Genomic DNA, 23,143 nt, shown 5'->3' with positions numbered 1-23,143 from the left:
AGAGGTAATCGAAGAGAATTGGCTGTGGCGCGGCTCGTCTCGCGCCCTGGAAGCCGCCGCGACGTGGCCCCGGCGAAGCGTCCCGTGAACTAGGATCGAAGCCCAGGGGAGAGGAGTGAGATGGCCAGCGCACCCACTCTTCGCGACGTGGCGGCAGTCGCCGGCGTCTCCGTCTCCACCGTCTCGAAAGTGCTCAACGGACGCGGCAAGTTTGCCCCGGAGACGCATCTGAAGATTGCCCAGGCGGTGCAGCGTCTGGGGTTCCGGCCGGATGCACTGGCACGCTCGTTCGCGACCGGACGCAGCCAGCTCGTCGGCGTGCTGACCGAATTCGCGCCGGGTGCCTTTACCAGCCCCGTGATGGTGGGCGCCAGCACGTACCTCGGTAAGCACGAGATGGGCGTGCTGTTCGCCGACGCGGCACTCAACCGTGAGGCGATGGGCGAGTTGGCAGGATCGCTGCGAGCGCGGCGGATCGACGGGCTGCTGGTGATCGGTGACGGGCTGCACTCGCGGCTCGGATCCGTCTCGGCCGGCTTGGGTGTTCCCGTGGTCTACGCCTTCGGTGAGTCGGCCGACCCGGCCGACGTGTCCTTCATCCCGGACAACGAGATGGTCGGCGTGGTCGCGACCGAGCACCTGATCGAGAGGGGCCGGACAAAGATCGCCCACATCGGGGTCGCTGACGACCTCGCCGGCGCCGCCCGTGCCCGCGGCTGCCTCCGTGCATTGGCTGCCGCCGAGCTGGACATGGTCGGCGGGAGGGTGGAGAGCAACGATTGGCGGCGCTCCGGAGGCATCGAGGCCACTCGCCGGCTCCTCGCCGCCGACGTCGCCTTCGACGCGATCTTTTGCGCCAACGACCAGATCGCGTTCGGGGCGCTGGCCGCGCTCACCGCCGCCGGGCTGCGGGTGCCCGACGACGTGGCATTGGTGGGCGTGGACAACTGGGAGTCCATGACGGGCACCGGTCGTCAGGGCCGGAACGTGCTCACCTCCGTCGATCCAGACCTGCGTGGCCTGGGCGCGGCAGCAGCCGCCCATCTGATCGAGGCCGTCGACGGCGCCTTCGAGCCGGGGGTGCACCTGCACCCCTGCATCCTCCGGCTCGGCGAGTCGACGCTGGGGCCCGATCCCGACGCCGAGCCGGACCTACCAGTTCCACATGGTGCCGTCGACCAGTCGGGTCGTCGGTAGGTACTTGCGCCGGTACTCGAACCGGGCGGCAAGGCCCTCGTCGATGTCGACGCCCAGACCCGGGGCCTCTCCCGGGTCCAGGTAGCCGTCGGCGAAGGTGTAGGCGTGTGGGAACACCTCGTCGGTGGTCGAGGTGTGTCGCCCGTGCTCCTGGATGCCCACGTTGTGCGTGCTGATGCCCGTGTGCAGGGCGGCCGCGAGCGTGACCGGAGACATGTCCGGGGCCCCGTGGCACCCCGTGCGCACCCCGAACGGCTCCGCGAACGCCGCGATCCGGCGCAAGCCCGTGATTCCGCCAGCATGAACCACCGTGGCACGGATGTAGTCGATCAGTCGCTCGCTGATCAGGGTCTGACATTCGCTCAGATGGTTCACCACCTCACCCACCGCCAGGGGTGTGGTCGTGTGCTGGCGCACCAGCCGGAACGCCGTCTGATCGTCTGCCTGCACGGGATCCTCCAGCCAGAACAGCCGGTACGGTTCCAGCGACTTGCCCAGGGCTGCCGCCTCGATCGAGGTGAGCCGGTGGTGGGCATCGTGCAGCAGGTGTACGTCCATCCCGACGGCGTCCCGTGCCGCAGCGAACAGCTTCGGGGCGGTCTCGAGGTAGGCAGCGGTGTTCCAGCTCTCCTCGTAGGGCACCTCGTGGGGTGCTCGTGGCTGGTCACTCTCGTCGCTGACGACCCCGTAGGTGGAGGGCAGTCCGGGTACCCCGCACTGCAACCTGACGGCGCGGTATCCGGCCGCGATCTGCTCGTGCATCGCGTCCACGGCCTGAGCGATCTCGATGCCGCTCGCGTGCGAGTAGGCGAGAACTCCCCGGCGACTCCGGCCGCCGAGCAGCTGGTAGACGGGGGCGCCGAGCTCCTTGCCCTTGATGTCCCACAGGGCCATATCGATGGCGGACTGGGCGGTCGTGTGGACCGGGCCCCGCCGCCAGTACGCCGATCGCCCGAGCAATTGCCACGTGTCCTCGATCGCGGACGGGTCCCGTCCGATCAGCATCGGGATCACGTACTCCTCGAGGTAGGTGGCCACGGCGAGCTCCCGCCCGACGAGAGTGGCGTCGCCCAACCCGTACAGGCCGTCGTCGGTGATCACCTTCACGGTCAGGTAGTTGGCGCCGGGGGAGGTGAGGATCAGTCGGACGTCGGTGATTCTCATACCAGCACCCCCGTCTCGGCGACGTCGCCCACGTCCGCCATCGTCCGGTCGAGTTGGTCGTGCAGCATGCGGCGCTCCTCGGCGTAGGCAGGGTCGTCGTACCGGTTGTGCAGTTCCAGCGGGTCGTCGGCGAGATCGAACAGTTCCCAGTACGGCGGTGGTGCCGCCGGTCCCGTCCCGGGCAGGCCTCGGCCGGTGGCGTCGTAGTGGATCAGCTTGAACCGGTGGGTGCGGATCCCGTAGTGCGACCACACCCCGTGCTGGGCGTCATCGTGCTCCCAGTACCGGTAGTAGACCTCCTCGCGCCACTGGGGAACCTCCTCCCCGGCGAGCAGTGGGACCACGCTGCGCCCTTGGGCTCCTGCCGGGGCCGCCACGCCGGTGAGCTCACAGAGCGTCTGCGCCAGGTCGACGTTGCTGACCAGGTCATCGTTGACGGTCCCGGCGGGCACCGCTGCCGGGTAGCTGATCAGCAGGGGCATCCGCAATGACTCCTCGTACATGAAGCGCTTGTCGTACCACCCGTGCTCACCGAGGAAGAACCCCTGGTCCGAGGTGTAGACGACGATCGTGTTCTCCCGAAGGCCGGAATCCTCCAGCTGGTCGAGGATGCGGCCCACTCCTTCGTCGACGGCCGCGACGCAGCGCAGGTAGTCCTGCAGGTAGCGCTGGTAGTGCCAGGCCAGCGACTCGTCGTCGGTGAGTCCCTCCGGCACCGGCTCCTTGACGTCGACCTCCCGGAAGTCGCGAGCGACGCGCATCCGGGCCGCTTCCGCGGCAGGGCGCCCCGCATAGTCGTCCCGGAGCGTCTCGGGCTCGGGGATCGGGTCCTGATAGAGGTCGCGATGGCGCTCGGCGGGGACGAACGGTCGATGCGGTGCCTTGTGATGCACCAGCAGGCAGAACGGCTGGTCCGTGCTCCGGTCGGCGAGCCATTCCACGGACAGATCCGTGATGACGTCGGTGACGTACCCCTCGTGGACCACCTCGCCGTCGGCGGTGTGAAACAGCGGGTCCTGATAGGTGCCCTGGTCGTGCAGGACCGCCCAGTCGTCGAACCCGACGGGGTCGTGACCCTCTCCGTGGCCGAGATGCCACTTACCGATGACGGCGGTGGCATAGCCGGCCTGCTGCAGCAACGGGGGGAACGTGGGTTGGGAGGCGTCGAACTCGGTGCTCAGAGTGCGCACGCCGTTGCGATGGTTGTACGTCCCCGTCAGGATCGACGCTCGGCTCGGCGCGCACAGCGCGTTGGCGCAGAAGCAGCTGTCGAAGCGCATCCCGGTGGCGGCGATCCTGTCGATCTGTGGCGTGCTGTTCACGCGGCTTCCGTAGGCGCCGATGGCGTGGCTCGCGTGATCGTCGGACATGACGAAGACGATGTTCGGGCGGGGTCTCACAGGTGCTCCAGGTGGTCGGACAGGTGGGGATCGAGACTCCTCGGCGAGGAGTGGTCGCCGAAGGGCGGTCCCGGGGCGGCCAACGTCAGGCCGACATCGGTGCGTTCGTCAGCCGACGGGCAGGTGCCAGGGGTTGCGGTGCCGTCGACCTCGAGGTCGACGGCACCGCAACAGTCGACCTGCGTGAGCAGGTCGAGGGACATCAGCTCACCCGGACCTCAGTGGAGAGCCAGCCGCTGAGCCGGTCCCGGAGCTCGACCTCCACCAGGACGGTGCGGGTGTAGATCTGCTCCTGTCCCTCGTGCGGCGAGGTCTCCACACCCGGGCCGACGGGCACCGAACTCTCGGCGGCCCGCTCTTGGTTCGGCGGGGTGGTGACGTCCAGGACCTCGCCTTCCACGTCGACGAGGGCGGGGGTGGCCTGCTGCTCGTCGCTGCCGTCCACGGTCACGGTGATGGTGGCGTTCTCGGCTGCGGGAGCCGAGGCGGGCCCGCTCGCGGTGATGCGTGACCCGTCCTCGACGGCGTCGATGCCACCGTCGACGTAGACCGGATCGGTGCTGATCGAGAGATAGACACGACCGTCGTCGGGGAACAGGGTGCGCGACTCACCGTCCTGCCGGGTCACGGTGACCGGAGCATCGGTGCGCAGGGTCACGTCCCGGTGTCCCTCCGGCGACCAGAGGACATCGATCTCGGTGCCATCGGCTTGCTCGAACAGGTAGTCGCGGACGCCCTCCGGAGCATCCTGGCGTCCGCTGGACTCGGCGCCGCTGAGCAGCCGGGTCATCGTGGTGTACGCCGTGAAGGACTCCTTGGGTGCGTAGCTGCCGAGCGGGTCGCCCTCGTTGCGGACGAGTCCCCAGTTGGCGCCGGGGCCGGCCGGGATGGACCGGTCGTTGCGCAGGGAGTACCAGTACATCCGCTCCACGCCTGCCGAGAGTGCCATCACGTGGGTGCGGACCATGTAGTCGGCCTGCACGGATTCGCTCACCCCGCGAGGTGCCTCGTAGGAGCCCCACCCAATCTCGGTGAACCAGATCGGCACCTGCTCGCCGTCGTTGTGCTCACGGATCAGCTCGTCGAGCTGTTCGACGCGCGCCTCGATCCCCGCCTCGTCGAAGCTGGGGTGCGAGTAGCCGGTCTCCGGCGCTGCGGGGAATCCGTAGGGGTGCACCGTGACGGCATCGAGGTAGTCGAGCGCTCCGTAGGAGAACAGCTCGTCCAACCAGCCGTAGGGGAGGGTCACCGCCGCCGGGCCGACGATCTGCGCCTCGGGGTGCACCTCCGCGACAGCCTCGTGGGTGGCCTTGAGCATCTCGTAGTAGCAGCGTGCGTCCCCGGCGCACGGGCCGCGATTCCACGGGGCCTCGGCGGCGTTGTACTCGTTCCACACCTCGACGGTGTCGACGCGGCCCTCGTAGCGGCTCAGGACCTCGCGGGCGTAGGCGGCGTAGGCGGCGATGCCCTCGTCGGTGTGCGGCGCGGCCCCGAAGCCCTCCTCATCGATGTCGTACAGGTTGTTCCCGTAGGAGAGGATCACCGTGGTGGGCGCTCCCATCTCGGCGTTGGCGTCGATGAAGTCCTCGTACCAGTGCGGACCGCCGGCGTATCGCGCAGTCTCCGGCTCGAACTGGTTCCACGCGATGGTGTCCCGGGTGGCACCCGCGCCGGTGAGCTCGAGGATCGGCATCAGATCCTGTGTATACCGCGGTGTTCCTACCGGGTCATAGGTCTCTGACTCAGGATCCCACCGCGGGGCCTGGCCGTCTGCAGGCAGGCCGAACTTCGTGTTCATGGCGAAGCGCACGTCACGTTCACCCGTGAAGGTCGTCACGACGGCGAACGGGGAGGAGTCGACGAGCCCGTTGCTGTCCTCGACGCGCAACAGGTACTGCCCCATCGCCAGGTTCTCGAGCGTGATCGGCGTGGCACCGGCGGCCAGGTCGCCGGAGGCGACCGTGCGACCCTGGTCGTCCGTGGCGACCCAGGTCGCCGTGGTGGAAGTAGTGATCGTGAAGCTCATTGCGTGCGTGTCCACCGCGATCGAGCTCAACGGTGCTTCGTCGATCACCGGCGGGTCCGCCGACCACGCGGGCGTCGCCACCATCGCCGTCCCGGCGAGGAGTGCTCCGCCGGCTCCGAGCGCGGCGAGACGGGGTAGACGTCGCTGTCTCATGTCGTTCCTTTCTGCAGGGACTCGCTCGCGGTGATGGGAGTGGAGCGAACGAGTCGACGGCGGGCGGTGAATCCGAGAATCTCTCGCGCCCGGGTGAGGTCGTAGGGGACGGTGCGGTCTGGGAGCTCTTCCCGCGTGGGGACGTCGGGCAGGTAGGTGCGCAGGAGGTCGGCCGTCGGAACGTCGGAGAGCGACTCCGGCGCGGTGACAGTGATCGTGGTGGCCCTGCTCGTCGGTGCCGTCAGCGCGAGCCGGAAGGCACGCCCGGCGTCATCAGTGTGCAGCCAGCCCCAGAGCTCGGCCCGCAGTGCCGCAGGATCAGCGGCGGCTTCCCGCTGGCGTGCTGCCAACCGTTCGCCGTCTGCCACGAACGGGAGCCGTAGCGCGACGATCGTGGTGCCCCAGCGCCGGTGCATCATGACGGTCGTACACTCGTCCACCCATTTGGACAGGGCGTAGGGGTCCTCGGCCAGGACCGGGTGCTGCTCGTCCATCGGCAGGTAGTGCGGGCGAAGGTCCGCGCTGCCCCAGGCGAAGCCGAGGACGGAGACGCTGGAGGCGATCACCGCGCGCCCGATCCCGGCCCGTCCGGCGGCCTCGAGCACGGCGAACGTGGCTGCGGTGTTGTTGCCGAACACTTCCTCCGCAAGGCCCTCACCGGGGGAGGGGATCGCGGCCAGATGGGCGATGCCGACCTCCGCCACCGGGGAGTGATCGAGAGCGTGCGTGATCGCGCGGTCAACGGCTCGTGGGTCACCGGCGTCTCCGAGCAGCGTGTCGTCCGCCGGGCTGGTGCCCTCGACGACCAGACCTGTGGTCCGGATCCCGTGGTCGCGGAGCTCGCGGACCACGGCACTCCCGATGCGTCCGCCGGCACCGGTGACGATGACGTGCCGGATCATCGCGCCACCTCCGCCGAGATGGCGTCCACCGAGGCGTACGGGTAGCCCGCGGGCTGGGGGACGGGTCCGTCCAGGATTGGGTCGTCAGTGCGGACCATCCAGGCGGTCAGCTGTGCCCGGAGGTCCTCGAGCACGTCTGCATGGGCCGGATCGCCCACCAGGTTGGCGGCGCCGCCAGGGTCGAGGGCGAGGTCGACCAGTTCCTCAGCGGGCACTGTGACCTGCGGCCACCCGGCCTCCACGAGCACGTCCTTGCTCGGGCTGTCATCGATGTTCGGCAAGGTCGGCCGATCGCGATCGTCGAACCGCCGGGTATACCGCCACCGATCGGTCCGCACGGACCGGGCCGGCTCGTAGCAGACGTGGTACGTCAGCTCGGAGAAGACCGCCGAGTTCACCTCGATGCCATCTCGGATCGCGGGGGTCAGGTCCACCCCCTCGGTCCACTCGGGCGGGTCGATCCCGAGCAGCGAGCACAGGGTGGGGACCACATCGATCTGGGAGACCAGGGCGTCGCAGATGGAGCCCGCGGGCAGGCCGGGCCCTCGCATCATGAGCATCACGCCGGTGCCATGGTCGGTCAGCGTGGCCTTCATCCCCGGCAGCGGCACCCCATGGTCGGTCGTGATGATGACGATGGTGTTCTCGCTGAGCCCATTCTCCTCGAGCGCGGTCAGTACCGCGCCCATCCCGGCGTCCATGGCTCGTGCCGACGACCAGAAGCTGGCCATGTCGGCCCGGGTGCGGGCCGTGTCGGGCAGAGTCGGAGGCACGGCGACGTACCGGTCGTCCTCGGGCGGGTATCCGAACGTGGCACCGGGCTCGGGCAGCGTGTGTGTCTCGACGAACCCGACCGAGAGGAAGAAGGGGCGCTCGTGCTCGCGGCCGAGGTAGTCGACCGCTGCCGCGGCGACCTCGGGCGCACGGTTGCCGGCCAGAGGCAGTTGTTCGTGATAGCCGATCACCGGGCCTTCGTCGGGCCCGGGAGCGATGTGCTGCACCCCGATCAGCGCGGAGGTGTACCCGGCCTCGTGCAGCGGGTGGATCACGTGCTGGCGGTAATCGTGCAACCCCCAGCCCAGGTGGGCGAGCCCGAGCATCCCCACCGAGTGCGCCGATCTGCCGGTGAGGAGTGCCGCCCGGCTCGGGGAGCAGGTGGGTGCCGCGGAGAAAGCGCGGCGGAACAGGACGCCGTCCTCGGCGAAACGCTGGATGTTCGGTGTGGGAGCAGCGTGCCCGTACGGGCTGACCCAGCGCCCGGTGTCGTGGGTGTGCAGATACACCACGTTCGGTCGGCTCATCGGAGGTCTCCTTCGGCGGGTGCGTAGGCGCGGCGTCCGAGCACGGCGACGGCCGCGGCGGACCAGCCGTGCATCGGGACCACCTGATAGCGCTCGACGGGCAGATCGGTCGGTAGCGCGCCGTCGTGGACGACGTCGTAGCGTTCCCACAACGACCCGGTCGCGGCGTGCGTGCGGACCTGCAGGTCGACGAAGTCACGCGCGATGCTCGCGGCGTGCTCGTGGTAGCCGTAGGCGTCGAGGCCAGCCACGGCGATCATCTGCATCGGCGCCCAGCCGGCCGGGTGCTGCCACTGCAGGTCGGTGAACTCGGGATGCGGGCTGGCGTACCGGCGGTCGGTGCTGGCGAGCCCGCCCGGTCCTCGGAAGTCCGGCAATGCGTCCACCAACGTGGCGGCCTGCTCCGCGGTGGCCACGCCGGCCCAGAGGGTCCAGTAGGCCGCAACGGTCCGGACCGGTACGTGGCGTCGGTTCGAGATGTCGAACTCGTAAAAGAAGTCCTCGGCCCAGCAGTGCTCCCGGATCGCCTGTGCCCGGACCTCGGCTCGCTGGTGCCAGCCCTCGGCGGCAGCCGGCTCATTCAGCAGCTGATGGAGCTCGGCGAGCACGCGCGCCGTCCGCACCAGGGCGGTGTTCAGGACCAACGGCACGCACCGGCGAGCGTCGCCCCCGTACTGTGCCGTGAAGTCGAGGCCGGTCTCGGCCTCGGCCGCGAGCTCCGCGCGGAGGTTCGGCGCCCCACGGTCGAAAGCGCGCGCCAACCCCGCCTCGGTCTGATGCTCCGGCCCGCACCAGTAGTCCAGGTACTCCGCGGCCAGCGCGGCAGCCGCCCGCCGGACCAGCTGCTCGTCGCCCGTGCAGCGGATGTAAGCCGCGATCGAGTCGGCGAGCAGCGGCGGCTGGGACCGGGTGAGGTAGTAGCTGCGGTTGCCGTTGAGCACCATCCCGTACCGCTCGATCATGGTCAGGTGATTGTCGATGTGGCCGGCCACGATGTCGCCCCGCTCGTGCGCGAGGAGGCCGTGATTGATGAACGCCGTGTCCCACCCGTACATCTCGGCGAAATCGCTGGTGTGGGTGCCGCCCGCGGTGATGTACGGGCTCGGCAGCGGGAGCAGCGTGGCGTCCTCGGCGCACGCGGCGGGGTCTGCACGGGCGAGGTCGATGTCCCACCAGGACCGGACCTCGGCATCCAGGGCGCGCCAGGCGGCGGTCATGACGCGACCGTTCGGTCAGTCCCAGCGCTGGCACGCGTGGCGGTTTGCGGCGCAGTGGCGGGCGGCCGTGTCCCGGGTCGGTACTGCGCCATCGACGGGGCGGCCATCGCGGCCACCAGCTCTTCGGTCATCTGCAGGCGTCGCTGCAGGCAGCCCGGCTCGTCGTACCGGTTGGTCTGCTCCTGGGGGTCGTCCACTAGGTGGAACAGCTCGCCGTACTCCTGATCGGGGAAGACGGTCAGCCGCCACCCGTCGGCGCTGAGCAGCGTGCGCACCTGGTCCCCGGCCGGGGCCACGTACGAGGTGTTGGTCTCTACCACGAGGTGGTCGTGCCCCTGGTGGTCGGACAGCTCCGTGGTCGACCGGGGGAGTCTGACGCCTTCGCTCGGGCCGGCGTCGATCCCTGCCGCGGAGAGCAGGGTAGGGCGTAGGTCCAGGTGCGAGGTGAGCCCGTCGAAACTGGCCCCGACCTCGGTTCCCGCGCCGGCGGCGATCATCGGGACGCGGATGCAGGAGTCGTAGTGCCAGGGTCCCTTCATCAGCAGGCCGTGGTCGCCGAGCAGGTCGCCGTGGTCGGTGGTCACCAGGACCAAGGTGTCGCGTTCCCGACCGCTGTCCCGCAGCGCCGTCAGGATCCGGCCGATCTGTTCGTCCACGAAGGCGAGCGAGCCGAAGTAGGCGGCCCGCAGGGTTGCCCAGGTGCCCTCGTCGAAGGTGTCCAGCCCGAACTTGGTGTCCTGGAAGGCCGGGTACTGCCAGGGTGCGTTGTGCCTGTCCCACTCCTGCGGGACTGGCGATGGGACGTCGTCGGGGTCGACGAACGACCACCACGGTTCCGGCGGGTCGTACGGATCGTGCGGATCCACGAAGGAGGCGTAAAGGAACATCGGGCGGTCGGGATCGCGCTCCTGCATGTGGTGGATCGTCCGGTCCGCGATCCAGGTGGACTGATGGAGTTCGGCGGGCAGCGGCGAGGGATGCACGATGGGCCGGTGCGGCTCAGCCGCGAGCGGTGCCAGATGGCGCTGCTGTGCCTGCTCCCAGCGGTCCCGCTCATCGCGGCCGTCCGGTGGCATCGCGCTCAGGTAGGGGGCAGGCCAGGTCGTGGCGAACGCCTCGTCGACGCGCTCGGGGTGCTCCTGGGCGATCCAGTCCATCCACGGTCCGTGCTTGGTGTCCTCGGTGATTTCGACGTGGTCGAACCCGAACTCGTCGAGGTCGTCCGGCGGGTACTCGCTGTGCGGGACGAGGTGGAACTTGCCGATCCCCGTGGTGGTGTACCCGGCCTCGCGCAGGTCCTGCGGTGCGTAGCGCACGTCGGGGTGACGCGGGGAGTCGTTGGCCACTCCGCCGGTCACGGCCGGGGAGCAGCCGGTGAGCAGCGCGACCCGGCTCGGACCGCAGATCGGAACCGGGGTGTAGTGCCGGTCGAACCGGACGCCCCGTTCGGCGAGGGCGTCGAGGTGCGGGGTGACCGATGGCACCGTGCACCCGTAACTGCCCAATGCTGCGGCGGGCAGCTGGTCGGCGAGGATGAGCAGGATGTCGGGCTGTTCCGTTGCGGTCATCCCTTGATCGACCCCGCGATGCCATCGACGAAGTACTTCTGCAAGGAAAGGAACACCACGATCACCGGGACCACGGCGATCACGGATGCCGCTGCGAGGCCACCCCAGTCGATGGAGTCCTCCCCGAAGAAGGCGTAGATCCCCACGCCGAGCGTGCGCAGCTCCGGAGCGTTCAGGGTGAACACCAGCGGTACGAGGAAGGCGTTCCATGCACCGATGAAGCTGAAGATCGCCACGGTGGCGGTGACCGGCTTGGCCATCGGGAACATCACCGAGGCAAAGGTGCGGACGAAGCCGGCGCCGTCCACGCGGGCCGCATCCTCCAGATCGCGGGGGATAGCCGAGAAGTACCCGATGTAGAGCAGGATCGGCATGATGTGCGCGGGCCCCGCCTCTGCGAGGATCACCGCGAACAGCGTGTTGTTCACGCCGAGCGCGTCGATGAGCAGGAAGACCGGGATGATGGTGAAGCCCTTCGGCAGGAACATCGTCACCACCAGCGTTCCGATGATCACCTTCCGGCCGGGCATCGAACCGCGGCCGAGCGCGTAGCCGGCGGTCGCGGAGATCGCGATGGTCAGGAAGACCACGGCCAGAGTCACGATGACCGTGTTGATCGTGTAGGTCTCGAACCGGGCCTGCGTCCACGCACGCTCGAAGTTGCTCCAGGTCAACTCCTCCGGGATCAGGCTCGCGCCGCCGAGTAGCGTCTCCGCCTGGGGCCGGATGCTGGAGACCATCGACCACGCGTACGGGTACACCCACAGGAACACCAGGGGCAGCAGCACCAGGTGGGTGACCATCCGCCCGGTCCGCCCCATGGACCGTTGACGGCGCAAGCCAGCGCCGGTGCTCCGCGGTCCGCGTCGCGTGGGCTGAGGTGCCGCCGTACGACGGGTCTCCGTCGTTGTCATGACGTGGCCTCCTGGTCTGTGGTCTGGCTGACGCCTGCTGCCTTGCGGCGCGCCTGGCGGACGAGGAGCACCTGGACGAAGGTCAGCACCATCACCACGAGTCCGAACAGCAGGGCTGCAGCCGAGGCGAACCCGAATCGGGGGATGAACTGGGTGGGTGCGAAGGCGTACCGGTAGATATAGGTCTGCACGATGTCGCTGGCACCGTTGGGTCCACCGGCGGTCATCGTCTGCACGATGTCGAAGGCGTTGAAGCTGGTGATGAACGTCAGCAGCATGATGATGATGGCGAATGGTGCCAGCAGTGGGAGGGTGATCGATCCGAAGGTGCGCCAGCGCCCAGCACCGTCGATCTTGGCTGCCTCATAGAGCTCGCCCGGAATGGTCTGCAACGCGGCCAGCCAGTAGATCATCGTGATCCCCAGGCCACGCCACGTCTCGACGGCGATCACGGTCGCCAGTGCCGTGGAGGAGTCCCCGAGGAAGTTCACCGGCTCCAGTCCCAGCGTGGTCAGGACCACGTTGATCGGACCGCGATTGGTGTCCAGCAGCACCGAGAAGACCAGGCCGACGACCGCCGTCGTGCTGACCACCGGGATGAACAGCAGCACCCGGTACACGTTGCGTGCGAACAGCCGCGGGTTGTTCAGGATGAGCGCGAACAGCAACGCGAGCGGGGCCTGGATGAACAGCGACGCGAAGGAGAACCAGAAGGTGTTGCCGAACGCCTGCCAGAAGCTGGGGTCAGCGGCAGCCTCGCGGTAGTTGTCCAGGCCGATGAAGTGCTCCAGCGGGCCGTAGCCGTCCCACTCGTAGAACCCGTACGCCCAACTGGCCACGATCGGCCAGAGGGTGAACAGGGCGAGCAGGATCACCATGGGAGCGACGAACAGGTAGTGCCACCGGTGCTCCTTGATCCGGGCGAAGCGGTCTCCTGCAGGTGGCCCGGGTTTCGCGGACCCGCTGGTCTCCAGCGGGTCCGTATCGACGGTCAGCGTCATCGATCAGCCCGTGTAGTCCTGCAGCGGGTCCCAGCTCGGGAACTCGAGGTCGTCCCGCGATACCTCGAGGCCGTCGGACTGCAGACGCTCCACCGTGTCGTCGATCACCTGGTCGAAGGCGGCGTCGAAGTCGCCGGCGGGGCCGGCGTACTCGACGTCCTCGGTGATGGAGCGGGTGTAGAGCTCGACGGCGTTCGGGTTCGGGGCGGCTCCGGTCGCGGCCGAGAGCAGCTGGTCGGCGTCGAGACCGTTGGAGGCGACGTTGGGGCTCACCCGCAGGGTCTCGTCCATGATCTCGACCTGCCGGCTGGTGTCGTCGGTCATGTCCTCGGGAGCGATCGCGTCCTCCAGCGCCGGGATGAGGCCCAGTGCCTGATAGGCGGCGCTCTGGAACTCGGGGGTGCTCATGAAGTCCATCCAGGCCCAGGCGGCTTCCGGGTTCTGGGCTGTCTTGCTCATCCCCCAGTACGGCTGGTTCAGTGCCACCGCGCGCTGGTAGCCACCGCGCCCCGAGTCCGGCACGGGGACGGTGCCCATCACGAAGTCGAGATCGGGGTTCGTCTCGCGGATGCGCCCGGCGTGGAAGTTCGCGCCGATGTACATGCCGAGAGTTCCAAGGGCGAACTCCTGGATCGGTCGCGCTGCGTCCCAGGACTCGTATCCCGGTGTGATCGATCCGTCTGCTGCCATCTGCCGCAGGAAGTCGACGGCGCCCACATAGCTCTCGTGCGACGCGCCGGACGTGGCGTTGGTGAGGTTGATCGGCGCGATGCCCGACATCGGGGGGCCAGCCACGTTCTGCAACGCGTCCACGGAGACCACCATGTTCTGGCCCGACAACCCGAACCCGTGCACGTCGTCACCGCTGGCCGTGATGGCTTTCGCAAGCTCCGCTGCTTCGCTCCACGTCGCCGGCGGTGCGTCCGCCCCGGCAGCCGCGAGCAGCTCCCGGTTGCAGTAGAGGATCCGCAGCTGGGTGTAGCGCATCGACTCCAGCGGGAGGGCGTAGACGTCCTCGCCGACGAAGAGGCCGCTCACGTCGGGGTTCTCCCACGTGCCCTCGGCGAAGGCGCGGGACTTGAACTCGTCGGTGAGGAACGGGGTCAGCGGCTGCAGCCAGTCGTTGCGGTAGGAGTTCACCATGTTCGTGGCCGGGGACGGGCCGGTGAGCCGGTAGACGTCGGGAGCCTCGCCGGAGGTGAACGCCAGGTTGATCGCGTTGGCGTACTCCGGCGGCGGGTAGAACAGCATCTCGACCTCGATGTCCGGATACTGCTGGTTGAAGACGGTGACCTGCTCGTTCAGGAACGCCTCGTAGTTCGGGTTCGGTGCTCCCAGTGCGACGCGGACCGCGCCGCTGAGGGACTCGCCGGCGGATCCGGACGGCGCCGGGTCGTCCTCGGGCCGTTCCCTGCCGCAGCCTGCCAGCGTGGCGCTCCCTGCTCCCGCGCCGAGCAGCCCGAGCATGTGGCGTCGCGTCAGCCTGTGATTGTCCATGATGACTCTCTCCTTCGAATGTCGACTTCCATGAGTCAACCGCTTTCCCTTCTCAATGTCAAGATGGATCAAAGTGTTCTATGCGGTTGTTCCCTCACCAAATCAACCGGTTGAATCGGTCGATTGCTCGCCGTCGTAGGACTGAGTTGCTGTCTCGATCGCCCTTCGCCACGCGTGATGACCCGGTGGCTGTATCACGCCGCCCCCGACCCCCTCATGAGCAGGTACGACCACCTGTCACCGAGATTGGGGAACGTCATGTCCGTTCAAGCCATGGGGCCTACCTACGCCGGGGGAACCGAACCGATCGTCAGCGGTGGGTACGACGTGCTGTATCTGCCCGACGTGAACCAGCAGGAACTGATCAGGCAGGGCGAATCGCCCGTCTTCTACTACATCCCGAACATCGTGCGGATGGCCCGTAAGGACGGGCCGGACTCGGGCGACTACCTGTTCAACCTGATCCGCTTCTCCGGTACCGGCGGGGAGGCAGTCATCGGCTCACCCGGCGAGGTCGCCGGCGGTGTGCTCAGCTTCTCCGTGACCGGGGCGATCCCGGAGCACGTGCGCCGTCAGGCCGAGGAGCAGATCGTCGCTAAGTACGCCGAGAGCGAGGACGTGTTCTGGGGGCTGAAGGGCCGCCGCAAGGAACCCACCTTCCGCCCGGCGATCATCACCGAGAACATCACGTCGGTCTCCAACGTCTCGCCCACCTCCCGCGGCCTGCCCACGCTGCCGAGCGCCGGCGGGTCCCGGTTCACCTACCGCGGCACCGCTGGGCGGCCCCAGCTGACCCGCACCCGGGACGAGTCCGGCCCGCCCCCGGTCGCCGAGGACGGCAGCCCCGTCCTCACCGGCGGCAGCGGCTCCAACCTTGACCCCTGGTACTGGCAGATGCACGGCAACGGCAAGGGCTCCATCGTGCCCACCGGCACGCACGCCTTCAGCGGCCTCATCGGCGCCTACCCGGCCGCGATCTGCTGGGAGGCCTTCCACGGCACCGCGTCCCCGCTGATCGTCATCCAGAACTACAAGCTCAAGGTGTGGTCCCCGGTGGTGACCCTGGACATCGTCGGCAACTGGGACCGCGTCTTCGAGCACTTCTCGGCCGCCGCCTCGGGTCGTGCCTTCTGGGCCTCGGCCGACATCCAGGCCGAGTTCAACAACATGCGCACGAACGGCACCATCACCGTTGATCTCAAGGTCGACACCACGCTGCCCGGGTCCGAGGAGATCGCCCGCCGCCTCGACGAGAAGTCCAATCTCGTCTACGAGAAGTTCATGGAGCAGGCCAAGGGCATGATCTTCGACCCGCCACCCCCCGAGGTCGAAGCGGCCGAGGCGGACTCCGGTTCCTTCACTCCGTGGGGTGTGGGCGTGGCGCTGAAGTACCGCCGCGACACCACCCGCCTGAACCTCGAGTACCACGAGACCCAGCAGTTCGCCTACCTGCAGGATCACACCATCTCCAGCTCGATGGCCGGGATGTTCGACGAGATCAAAGCCGACCCCGAGGCGGAGAAGAAGTACTTCCTCACCGTCTATCTCGACGACTGGCCCCGCAAGCTCGCCCGTGTGGTGCGCCCGGTGGCCGCCTGGGAGGACGGCAACGTCGAGTTCCTCAGCGTGCAGGTCGGCTACCCGAACACCAGCGGTGAGATCCAGTGGGAGGGGCACAGCTTCGCCGGACTGGAGGGAGAGGACGGATCCTGGAAGTACCAGACGGCGCAGAAGGTCGCCTCCGACGTGGCGAACGCCCCGGAGGACTGGTCCCCGGACAAGACCTTCGTCAAGCGCAAGGTGCACCTGGCCGAGCCGCCCAGCGAGGCCTCCGACCCCTACCGTCGCGTGCAGATCGACAACAACGTCCTCGATCTCGACCCCGAACCCAACGGGCAGCTGCTCAACGACACCACGCTGGAGGTCCGCGCCGATACGGCCGGCCGCCTCGCCGTCGGGCCGGTCGAGCTGGGTGTGGTCCTCACCGACAACACCCAGAAGGTCGAGGCCGAGTTCGAGCCCGTCGACCCGGACACCCGCGAACCCCTCGGCCGCCCCTCGGTGCGTTTCTCCTGGGGCGAGGACGATCTGGACACCGACCGGTTCTGGACCGTGTTCACCTCCGACCCCGAGTTTCGCCCCTTCTACCGCTACCGGGTGCACGTGACCGTCAAGGGCACCCTGTTCGAGCCCGGGCGCTCGTGGTCCGGCGACTGGGAGTACAGCAGCGGCAACGGCCCGCTCGTGGTGAACGTCCCCCAGCCGGACCCGGTGCGCGGTGTGCGCTACCTGCCGGAGGAGCGCATCGGCAAGCTCCGTGAGCTGGCCTCCCGGGAGGCCCCCGACGGCGCAGCGGACGGGGAGCAGGCCCGCACCACCCGTAGCGGTCCGCCCGCCCAGTACCTCGAGTACACGGTCTGACGGCACCAGGAACGAGGAGCGAGAGACATGGCTGCCACTCTGACCGTGCTGCGCGACCAGGCCGACCGCCCGGTGTTCTCGGCGACGTTCCTGCTCCGGCGCCCGCCCGAGCCGGACGAACGCCTCACCGACCTGGTCGAGTCCGCCACCCTCGCCCTCACCCTCGCAGCCGGCACCGACCAGGCCACGACGATCCGGGGCTGCCACATCGTGCTGCTCGGCGAGCAGGATCAGCTGCTCGCCGAGCAGGCGTCCACCGACCCGTTCGGCACGGTGGCCCTGGAGGCCACGCTCACTGGCAGCGACGCGGTGGCCGCCATGGAGTCGGTCCTGTCCGGAGCGCCGGCACTGCGGGTGGGTGCTGAGGTGGACCTACCGCCCCAGGGTGCTCCGCCGGTCCCGCTCACTGTGCACCTGGCCATGGTGTGGGACGTGCTCGAGGCGAGGGCCGCCGTCGGGCGGGTGTTCCGTCACGCCGACCTGCTCGGCGCGGTCCCCGCACTGCGGGAGGCCGGTGCGATCTCTGACGGCGGCCAGTCACCCGAGGCCGTGGTGGGCGCCCTGGTCACGGCAGGGCGTTGGGTGCTGGAGCTGACCGACGACGGCGACCGTCGCCTGAGCCGGACACGCCCACCCGACATGACGGTGACGACGTCCCTCACCTCGGATGTCAGTGCGCCGCCCCCGCAGCACCGCACGCTGCCGCTCACCGAGCTGATCGAGGCGGACATGCACGAGAACGTGCATGTGGTGGTCGCCGGGGGAGGGGAGGTGCGGCCTCTGCTGCCCCTGCGGCGGGCACGCAGCACCCGAGGCCCGACGGCGGGGCTCGCCACCACCTTGAAGGTCACCGCTGCCGGGGGTGGGCTGCAGAGCATCGCCGCGGCACTGCGCCCAGGAGTGGTGGCCCGGCCGCCGGCCTCGACCGTCGCGACCCTCGCCTCGGCGCACACGGCCGAGCTGACCGTGCAGCCGCTGGACCTGATCGAGCTGAACCCCATCCGGCGCCGACCCGGTCCGGACGTGGGACGGGACAGCGGCACCGTGGACCGCGACTGGTGGCAGGACCGCTGGACGCTCGGCAAGCGCTGGTACGTGCGCCGGCATCGGCTCACCGTGCCGGAGACCGTAGCCGACCTTGCGCAGAGTCCGTTCCGGTTCGAGATCACCAGCGAACCCGGCCACGATCTAGACGGGCGGCCCTCCATCGCCGCCACCGTCACCGTCCGGCTCGAGCGGGGTCCCTCCGAGGAGGCCGCCGGCAGTACCGAGGAGCTGAACGTGGTGCCCGACGCCGAGACCGAGTACCGGCTCCGGATCCCGTTCGTGGACGAGCACAGCCAGACCCGGCGCGAACTGTTCGCCGCCGAGACGATCAGCCACGACGACGCCAGCACCACGCTCACCTTCCGGCTGCGCGACACCTGGGCGCGGCTCGCCTACGGGGCGCTGTCCACCCCCGGGTTCCAGTCCGAACCGCCGCAGATCGTGGCCACCACGACCTTCCACGGATGGCGCAAGACGTCCGGCACCACGTGGACGCCCGGGACGTTGGCCGGCATCACGAAGATCAGCTCGCTCGCCGCCCGACGCACCCGCTCGAGCACCCCGAAGATCCCGGCGATGCATTCCCTCGCCGGCGCGACGATCTCACCGACCCTGCAGCACCAGCTCACCGAGGCCACCGCCGTGCTGAACGTGCAGGACGTCTGGGAACAGCTGGTCGCGCTGGACCGCGTGGATCTCGTGGTGCCGTGTGCGACCCACGGTGATCTCTACCGCTCCAGCACCGACGGTGAGTCCACCGCGATCGGGTGCCAACCGGCGATGCAACTCGGTCAGATCGAGTACAAGACATACGAGCCGGTCGAGGTGGCGGCAGCGGACGGGTGGGCCGCTGTGATGCGATCCCTGCGCACCCCCGGCACGTTCCTCGTGGTCCCGGACCGGTACACAGTGGGATGGAGCGAACCAGACGGCGCACGGCCCTACGCCCCGCAGCTGCTCGTGCACTCCACCATCGACATCGACAACCCCACCCAGATGCGGTGCATCGTCGCGATCGGGTTGCAGCCGGACCTGCCCCGGTTCGTGCGGGCACGGATCCTCGCCGAGCTGCGTGAGCTGCACCCCCAGCCCCGGTTGGAGCTGCCCGAGGACACCCATCACGAGCCGGCCCTCACCGTGGTCGCGCCCGGCAGCGTCACCGTGGACTGGGCGGCCACCTCCTCCGGATTCGACCTGGTCTGCGAGAGCGATATCGCGGGCTTCATGGCGCTGAAGACACTGCTGGACCGGGGCGGGCTACGCGGCTCGGTCACCTGGCCACTGCCGGGCGGTGTCCGTGCCGCCTCAGACGTGACGATCTCGACGGCGGCCATCACCGGTCCGTTCGAGGCCGGCCCCCTGACCGTGCAACCGGATCGGGGCTCCCAACGGATCACGAACGAGGTAGCGATCCCGGTCGCGGTGACCGGGCTGGAACGGGACGGCGTGGCCGTGACCGCCGTGGACGCCGTCATCGATCCCGGTGAGCAGATCGTGGTGACCAGCGAGGACAGCGACCCCGGGATGCTCCCGGTGTACTCCCTCTCCTCGGCCGGGCACCCGATCGAGGAGGTGCGGGCCTACATCGAGGATCTCGAGGTGGGTGTGGTGTTCGTGACCACGGCCAAGCCCTCGACCGCCGGTGCGGCCGGGCTCGAGGTGACGGCGCATTTCGAGGGCAGGGACCTGCCGGCGGTGACCCTCACCGACACCGCCCGGCAGGCCGAGGTGCGGCTGCACCTGCCGCTGACCAGCTATATCGCCGACCCGCAGCTCACCTACGAGGTGCACCACCTCGCCGACGACGGGTCGCGGACATCCACGCCGACACGTACCTGGGCGATGCGGTCCCAGGGGGCGCTCGTCCCGATCGACCCGGCACAGAACACCTAGAGAAAGGGATCCACCATGTCCGGATACTCACTGCACATCGGCCTCAACTACGTCGACCCGAACGCCTACGGCGGCTGGGACGGCGAGCTCGCCGGGTGCATCAACGACGCGAACGCGATGGAGCAGATCGCGCTCTCCCACGGCTATCAGGCCGCTCGCCTGCACGACGCGCAGGCCACGTCACAAGCCATCATCGGTGAGCTCGGGCGGTTGGCGAGAACCGCCGTCGCCGGCGACATCTGCCTGATCACCTATTCCGGTCACGGCGGCCAGGTCCCGGACAGCACCGGGGACGAGGACGACGGCCAGGACGAGACCTGGGTGGCCTGGGATCGCCAGGTGGTCGACGACGAACTGCACCAGATGTACTCCCAGTTCCGAGCCGGCGTGCGAGTGCTGGTGACCAGCGACTCCTGCCACAGCGGAACCGTGGCCAGGATGGTGATGGCACCGGAGATCGAGCCGGGGGCACGAGCCCAGTTGCGGCCGGTGGAGCAGTGGACCCCGCGGGCTCGGATGCGGCGGATGCCGATGGACGTGCAGATGCGCGACTACGAGGCTCGGGAGGGCACCTATCAGTTCGTGAAGAACCTCGCCGGACCCAGTGAGAGCCGGTCGATCGCGTCTGAGCTCATCCTGATCAGTGGGTGCCAGGACAACCAGCTCTCCGCCGACGGGGACGTGAACGGGCTGTTCACCGAGAAGCTGCTGCAGGTGTATGCCCAGGGCGCCTTCCCGGGGGACTACCCGACCTTCCATCGCAAGATCGTTGAGCTCATGCCGCCCGACCAGACCCCGAACTACTTCCTGCTCGGGGCGTCGGCCGGCTATCAGGCGCAGCAGCCATTCACCGTGGCGCCGCCGAGCGGCACCGGTGGAGGGACTGGGGGAGGCGGTGGCGGGACTGGTGGCACACCGGTGACGAACCGGCCCACCGTCCGGCTGTGGTCCCGCGGAGCCGATGTGGAGTACCTGCAGCAGCGGCTCAGTGAGCTGGGGCACTCGGTGAGCGTGGATGGCATCTTCGGGTACGGCACGCAGAACGCCGTGCGGGAGTTCCAGTCGGCACGGGGGCTCACCGCCGATGGGGTGGTGGGGCCGGCGACCTGGTCGGCGTTGGAAGGGGCCGGTCAGCAGCCAGGTGGCGGGCAGCCTGGTGGTGGTCAGCCTGGTGGTGGTCAGCCGGGTGGTGGTCAGTCCGGAGGGGGCCAGCCCGGTGGTGGACAGTCTGGTGGTGGCCAGCCGGGAGGAGGCCAGCAACCTGGCGGTCAGCAGCCCGGAGGAGGCCAGCAACCTGGCGGTCAGCAACCTGGCGGAGGCCAGCAACCTGGCGGTCAGCAGCCCACCCAGCCCCGACCCACCCTTCGCTACGGCGCCAGCGGCGAGGATGTCGTCTACCTCCAGAACCGGCTCATCGCCTGGGGACAGAACATGACCGCCGACGGCCAGTTCGGACCGCGTACCCTCTCAGCGGTCCGCAGCTTCCAGAGCAGCCACGGTCTGACAGCCGATGGCGTGGTCGGACCGGCCACCTGGGCCGCCCTGGGATAGCCCGCAACTATCGACGCTCCTGAGCGATCTGCTGCGAGATCTGGCAGTACGGCACTCAGGACCGTCGATAGTTCTGCCACGGGGTGCGAATCTTCCGCGGGGGCAGGTCCCGGTACCCACCGTCGGCCAGGCCCGCCTGCCGCTCGAAGAAGCAGCGAGCAGCACGGTCCCCGGTGCGCAGCCACGACCACCCCATCGCCGCGCAGTACAGCGGGAGGAACGGCAGGCCGAGACAGTACGCCCACTGCCGGGAGTGCACCTCTTCGTGCCGGAGCATGTGCGGGTGACGGCGCTGCAGCTGGGTGATCGTGGACCGGGTGATGACCACGTCCCCCACGGTGAACGCGCCGCCCGTGGGGAAAGGCCACCGGTAGCCCTCGGCGAGGGTCAGCAGCCAGGGTCCGGGACGCCGTCGGGCGCCGCCGGCTCGCGCGACGACCAGGCCGAGCGGCGTGGACAAGTTGACCCAGTTCGCCGCATGACGGATCCGCATCCACAGATGACGATTCGCACGCATAGTGAGACCATAGAGCTATGGGTTACCAGAATCCGGGTGGGCCTGACGTGGGCCAGCAACTCTCTCGTTTCTTCGTCCGGTTCGCCCTCATCGAGGGCACGGTGTTCGCTGCGGTCATCCTGGCGATGGTGCTCGACATCATCACGATCGATGTGATGTTGCCCGTGCTCATCGTGACCGCCTTGATCGGTGCGGTGGTGCTGGTCTGGAAGATCCGCAGCGTCCAGGCGGCCCAGCAACGTCAGGGGCTCCGGCCCACCGTCCCGGGGCAGGCACCGCACCCGTCGACCGGGGAGTCCGGCGACGTCAGTTACAGCGACAGGTCCGGCATCAACTCGGTCGGCGACCCGGACCCGATGTCGAAGTACCGCGACCCCAACTCCTGACCGCTGCAAGTATCGACGCTCCTGAGCACATTGCTGCCGATTGTGGCGACAGTGTGTCCAGGACCGTCGATAGTTCCACCCGGAGGTTATCCACACCCCCTCCCGGCGCGCGGGCGCTGCGGGCAGCCTGGTGGGTATGCGCGACGTACCCGATCACGGTCTGCACTCCTGGAGCCAGTTGAAAGCCAGCGGAATCGGCTCGACAGAGCTCCGACGGCGGTGTGAGGTCGGTCAGCTGCGCCGCATCGCGCACGGGTGGTACGCCACCTATGACGCGGATCCGGACGCGGTGGCGGCGATCCAGGCCGGTGCGCGCCTCACATGTCTCTCAGCCGCCCGCTTCCACGGCCTCTGGGTGCCGCCGTTCGAGGGGCTGCACGTGTACGCCCGGCGGGGTGCCGTTCCGCTGGGCCACTCCCGGCATGGCCCGTATCTGGACGCATGGCCGGAACAAGGTCCCGTCGCATCGCTCGGGTTGTGCTTGCAGCACGCCACGCAGTGCCTGCCTCCCGAGGGCGCCGCTGTCCTCTTTGAGTCGGCCCTCAACAGCGGTCATCTCACCGTGGCGGATCTGCCCGCCCTCTTCGAGAGCGTCCCGAGGACGATTCGGCGAAAGATCGGAGTGCTCTCGCTCCGCAGCGAGTCCGGCACGGAGACCAGGCTTGCACGGTGGTTCCGCAGCCGCCGAGTCAGCTTCCGGCAGCAGGTCGAGATCGACGGCGTCGGCCGGGTGGACTTCGTGGTCGGACGCTCCTGGATCGTCGAGGCTGACAGCAAGGCGCACCACACCGCGCTGCGAAACTACGAGAACGACCGGCGGCGCGACCTCCCCGCCTCACGCATGGGGTATCGGATCACTCGGTTGAGCTACTCCCAGGTCTGGCGCGACTGGGACGACACCCGGGATCAGCTAGCCGCCATGCTCGCCACTCGTCAGCACCGACGATGGCCGCGGCAAGCGTGAAACTATCGACGGGCCCGGGCACGC

18 protein-coding genes are annotated in these 23,143 nt (G+C 68.9%); 6 read left to right on the top strand and 12 right to left on the bottom strand.

The window, feature by feature from the left end; genetic code table 11:
• Window positions 1–120: 120 nt before the first annotated feature.
• A complete protein-coding gene (locus BLU77_RS10655; protein WP_089773162.1) occupies window positions 121–1,197 on the top strand; it encodes a LacI family DNA-binding transcriptional regulator in 1,077 nt (358 codons plus the stop codon).
• Here BLU77_RS10655 and manD read toward each other — a convergent pair.
• Genes manD through BLU77_RS10600 form a run of 11 tightly spaced genes read right to left on the bottom strand, consistent with a single transcriptional unit; the run spans window position 1,153 to window position 14,340 of the window.
• Window positions 1,153–2,361 (bottom strand): D-mannonate dehydratase ManD, encoded by a 1,209-nt coding sequence (gene manD / locus BLU77_RS10650; RefSeq protein WP_089773161.1) that lies wholly within the window; start codon window positions 2,359–2,361, stop codon window positions 1,153–1,155. The genes BLU77_RS10655 and manD overlap by 45 nt on opposite strands.
• Entirely contained in the window at window positions 2,358–3,761 is a 1,404-nt protein-coding gene (locus BLU77_RS10645) for a sulfatase family protein (protein ID WP_089773160.1), read from the bottom strand. Before BLU77_RS10645 ends, manD begins: the two co-directional genes overlap by 4 nt.
• Window positions 3,758–3,964 carry a hypothetical protein gene (locus BLU77_RS10640; RefSeq protein ID WP_089773159.1) on the bottom strand — a complete coding sequence of 69 codons (207 nt, stop codon included), beginning with the start codon at window positions 3,962–3,964 and terminating at the stop codon, window positions 3,758–3,760. Before BLU77_RS10640 ends, BLU77_RS10645 begins: the two co-directional genes overlap by 4 nt.
• The gene (locus tag BLU77_RS10635; RefSeq protein WP_139177737.1) at window positions 3,964–5,940 is read right to left on the bottom strand and encodes a glycosyl hydrolase; all 1,977 of its coding nucleotides are present in this window, start codon (window positions 5,938–5,940) and stop codon (window positions 3,964–3,966) included. The genes BLU77_RS10640 and BLU77_RS10635 overlap by 1 nt, the downstream gene beginning before the upstream one ends.
• Entirely contained in the window at window positions 5,937–6,842 is a 906-nt protein-coding gene (locus BLU77_RS10630; RefSeq protein WP_089773157.1) for an NAD-dependent epimerase/dehydratase family protein, read from the bottom strand. The genes BLU77_RS10635 and BLU77_RS10630 overlap by 4 nt, the downstream gene beginning before the upstream one ends.
• Window positions 6,839–8,143, bottom strand: coding sequence for a sulfatase family protein (locus tag BLU77_RS10625; RefSeq protein WP_089773156.1), 1,305 nt, complete (start codon window positions 8,141–8,143; stop codon window positions 6,839–6,841). The genes BLU77_RS10630 and BLU77_RS10625 overlap by 4 nt, the downstream gene beginning before the upstream one ends.
• Entirely contained in the window at window positions 8,140–9,360 is a 1,221-nt protein-coding gene (locus BLU77_RS10620) for a trehalase family glycosidase (RefSeq protein WP_089773155.1), read from the bottom strand. The genes BLU77_RS10625 and BLU77_RS10620 overlap by 4 nt, the downstream gene beginning before the upstream one ends.
• Entirely contained in the window at window positions 9,357–10,928 is a 1,572-nt protein-coding gene (locus BLU77_RS10615; RefSeq protein WP_089773154.1) for a sulfatase family protein, read from the bottom strand. Before BLU77_RS10615 ends, BLU77_RS10620 begins: the two co-directional genes overlap by 4 nt.
• Complete coding sequence (locus BLU77_RS10610; protein WP_217632424.1) at window positions 10,925–11,842, bottom strand: carbohydrate ABC transporter permease; 918 nt, start codon at window positions 11,840–11,842, stop codon at window positions 10,925–10,927. The genes BLU77_RS10615 and BLU77_RS10610 overlap by 4 nt, the downstream gene beginning before the upstream one ends.
• Window positions 11,839–12,843, bottom strand: a complete 1,005-nt coding sequence (locus BLU77_RS10605; protein ID WP_089773152.1) for a carbohydrate ABC transporter permease — start codon at window positions 12,841–12,843, stop codon at window positions 11,839–11,841. The genes BLU77_RS10610 and BLU77_RS10605 overlap by 4 nt, the downstream gene beginning before the upstream one ends.
• Before the next feature lie 3 nt (window positions 12,844–12,846).
• Window positions 12,847–14,340, bottom strand: coding sequence for an ABC transporter substrate-binding protein (locus tag BLU77_RS10600; protein ID WP_089773151.1), 1,494 nt, complete (start codon window positions 14,338–14,340; stop codon window positions 12,847–12,849).
• Between the two features lie 258 nt (window positions 14,341–14,598).
• Between BLU77_RS10600 and BLU77_RS10595 the strand changes: the two genes are divergently transcribed.
• Genes BLU77_RS10595 through BLU77_RS10585 form a run of 3 tightly spaced genes read left to right on the top strand, consistent with a single transcriptional unit; the run spans window position 14,599 to window position 21,252 of the window.
• Window positions 14,599–16,761: a hypothetical protein gene (locus BLU77_RS10595; protein ID WP_139177736.1), complete on the top strand. Its 2,163-nt coding sequence runs from the start codon at window positions 14,599–14,601 to the stop codon at window positions 16,759–16,761.
• Window positions 16,762–16,788: 27 nt separating this feature from the next.
• Entirely contained in the window at window positions 16,789–19,701 is a 2,913-nt protein-coding gene (locus BLU77_RS10590; protein ID WP_089773149.1) for a hypothetical protein, read from the top strand.
• Between the two features lie 15 nt (window positions 19,702–19,716).
• Window positions 19,717–21,252, top strand: coding sequence for a peptidoglycan-binding protein (locus tag BLU77_RS10585; RefSeq protein WP_089773148.1), 1,536 nt, complete (start codon window positions 19,717–19,719; stop codon window positions 21,250–21,252).
• A 55-nt stretch (window positions 21,253–21,307) separates the two neighbouring features.
• Here the strand turns inward: BLU77_RS10585 and BLU77_RS10580 are convergent, their stop codons facing one another.
• On the bottom strand, window positions 21,308–21,769 hold the full coding sequence (locus BLU77_RS10580; RefSeq protein WP_245708812.1) for a hypothetical protein: 462 nt from the start codon (window positions 21,767–21,769) through the stop codon (window positions 21,308–21,310).
• Window positions 21,770–21,786: 17 nt separating this feature from the next.
• Between BLU77_RS10580 and BLU77_RS10575 the strand changes: the two genes are divergently transcribed.
• Both BLU77_RS10575 and BLU77_RS10570 read left to right on the top strand, forming a co-directional pair.
• Entirely contained in the window at window positions 21,787–22,155 is a 369-nt protein-coding gene (locus BLU77_RS10575) for a hypothetical protein (RefSeq protein ID WP_089773147.1), read from the top strand.
• Between the two features lie 136 nt (window positions 22,156–22,291).
• Entirely contained in the window at window positions 22,292–23,119 is an 828-nt protein-coding gene (locus tag BLU77_RS10570) for a type IV toxin-antitoxin system AbiEi family antitoxin domain-containing protein (protein ID WP_089773146.1), read from the top strand.
• Window positions 23,120–23,143 lie beyond the last annotated feature (24 nt).

This window comes from Ruania alba (genome assembly GCF_900105765.1).
Taxonomy (GTDB): Bacteria; Actinomycetota; Actinomycetes; order Actinomycetales; family Beutenbergiaceae; genus Ruania; species Ruania alba.
This window is presented reverse-complemented; position numbering and strand designations above follow the sequence as displayed.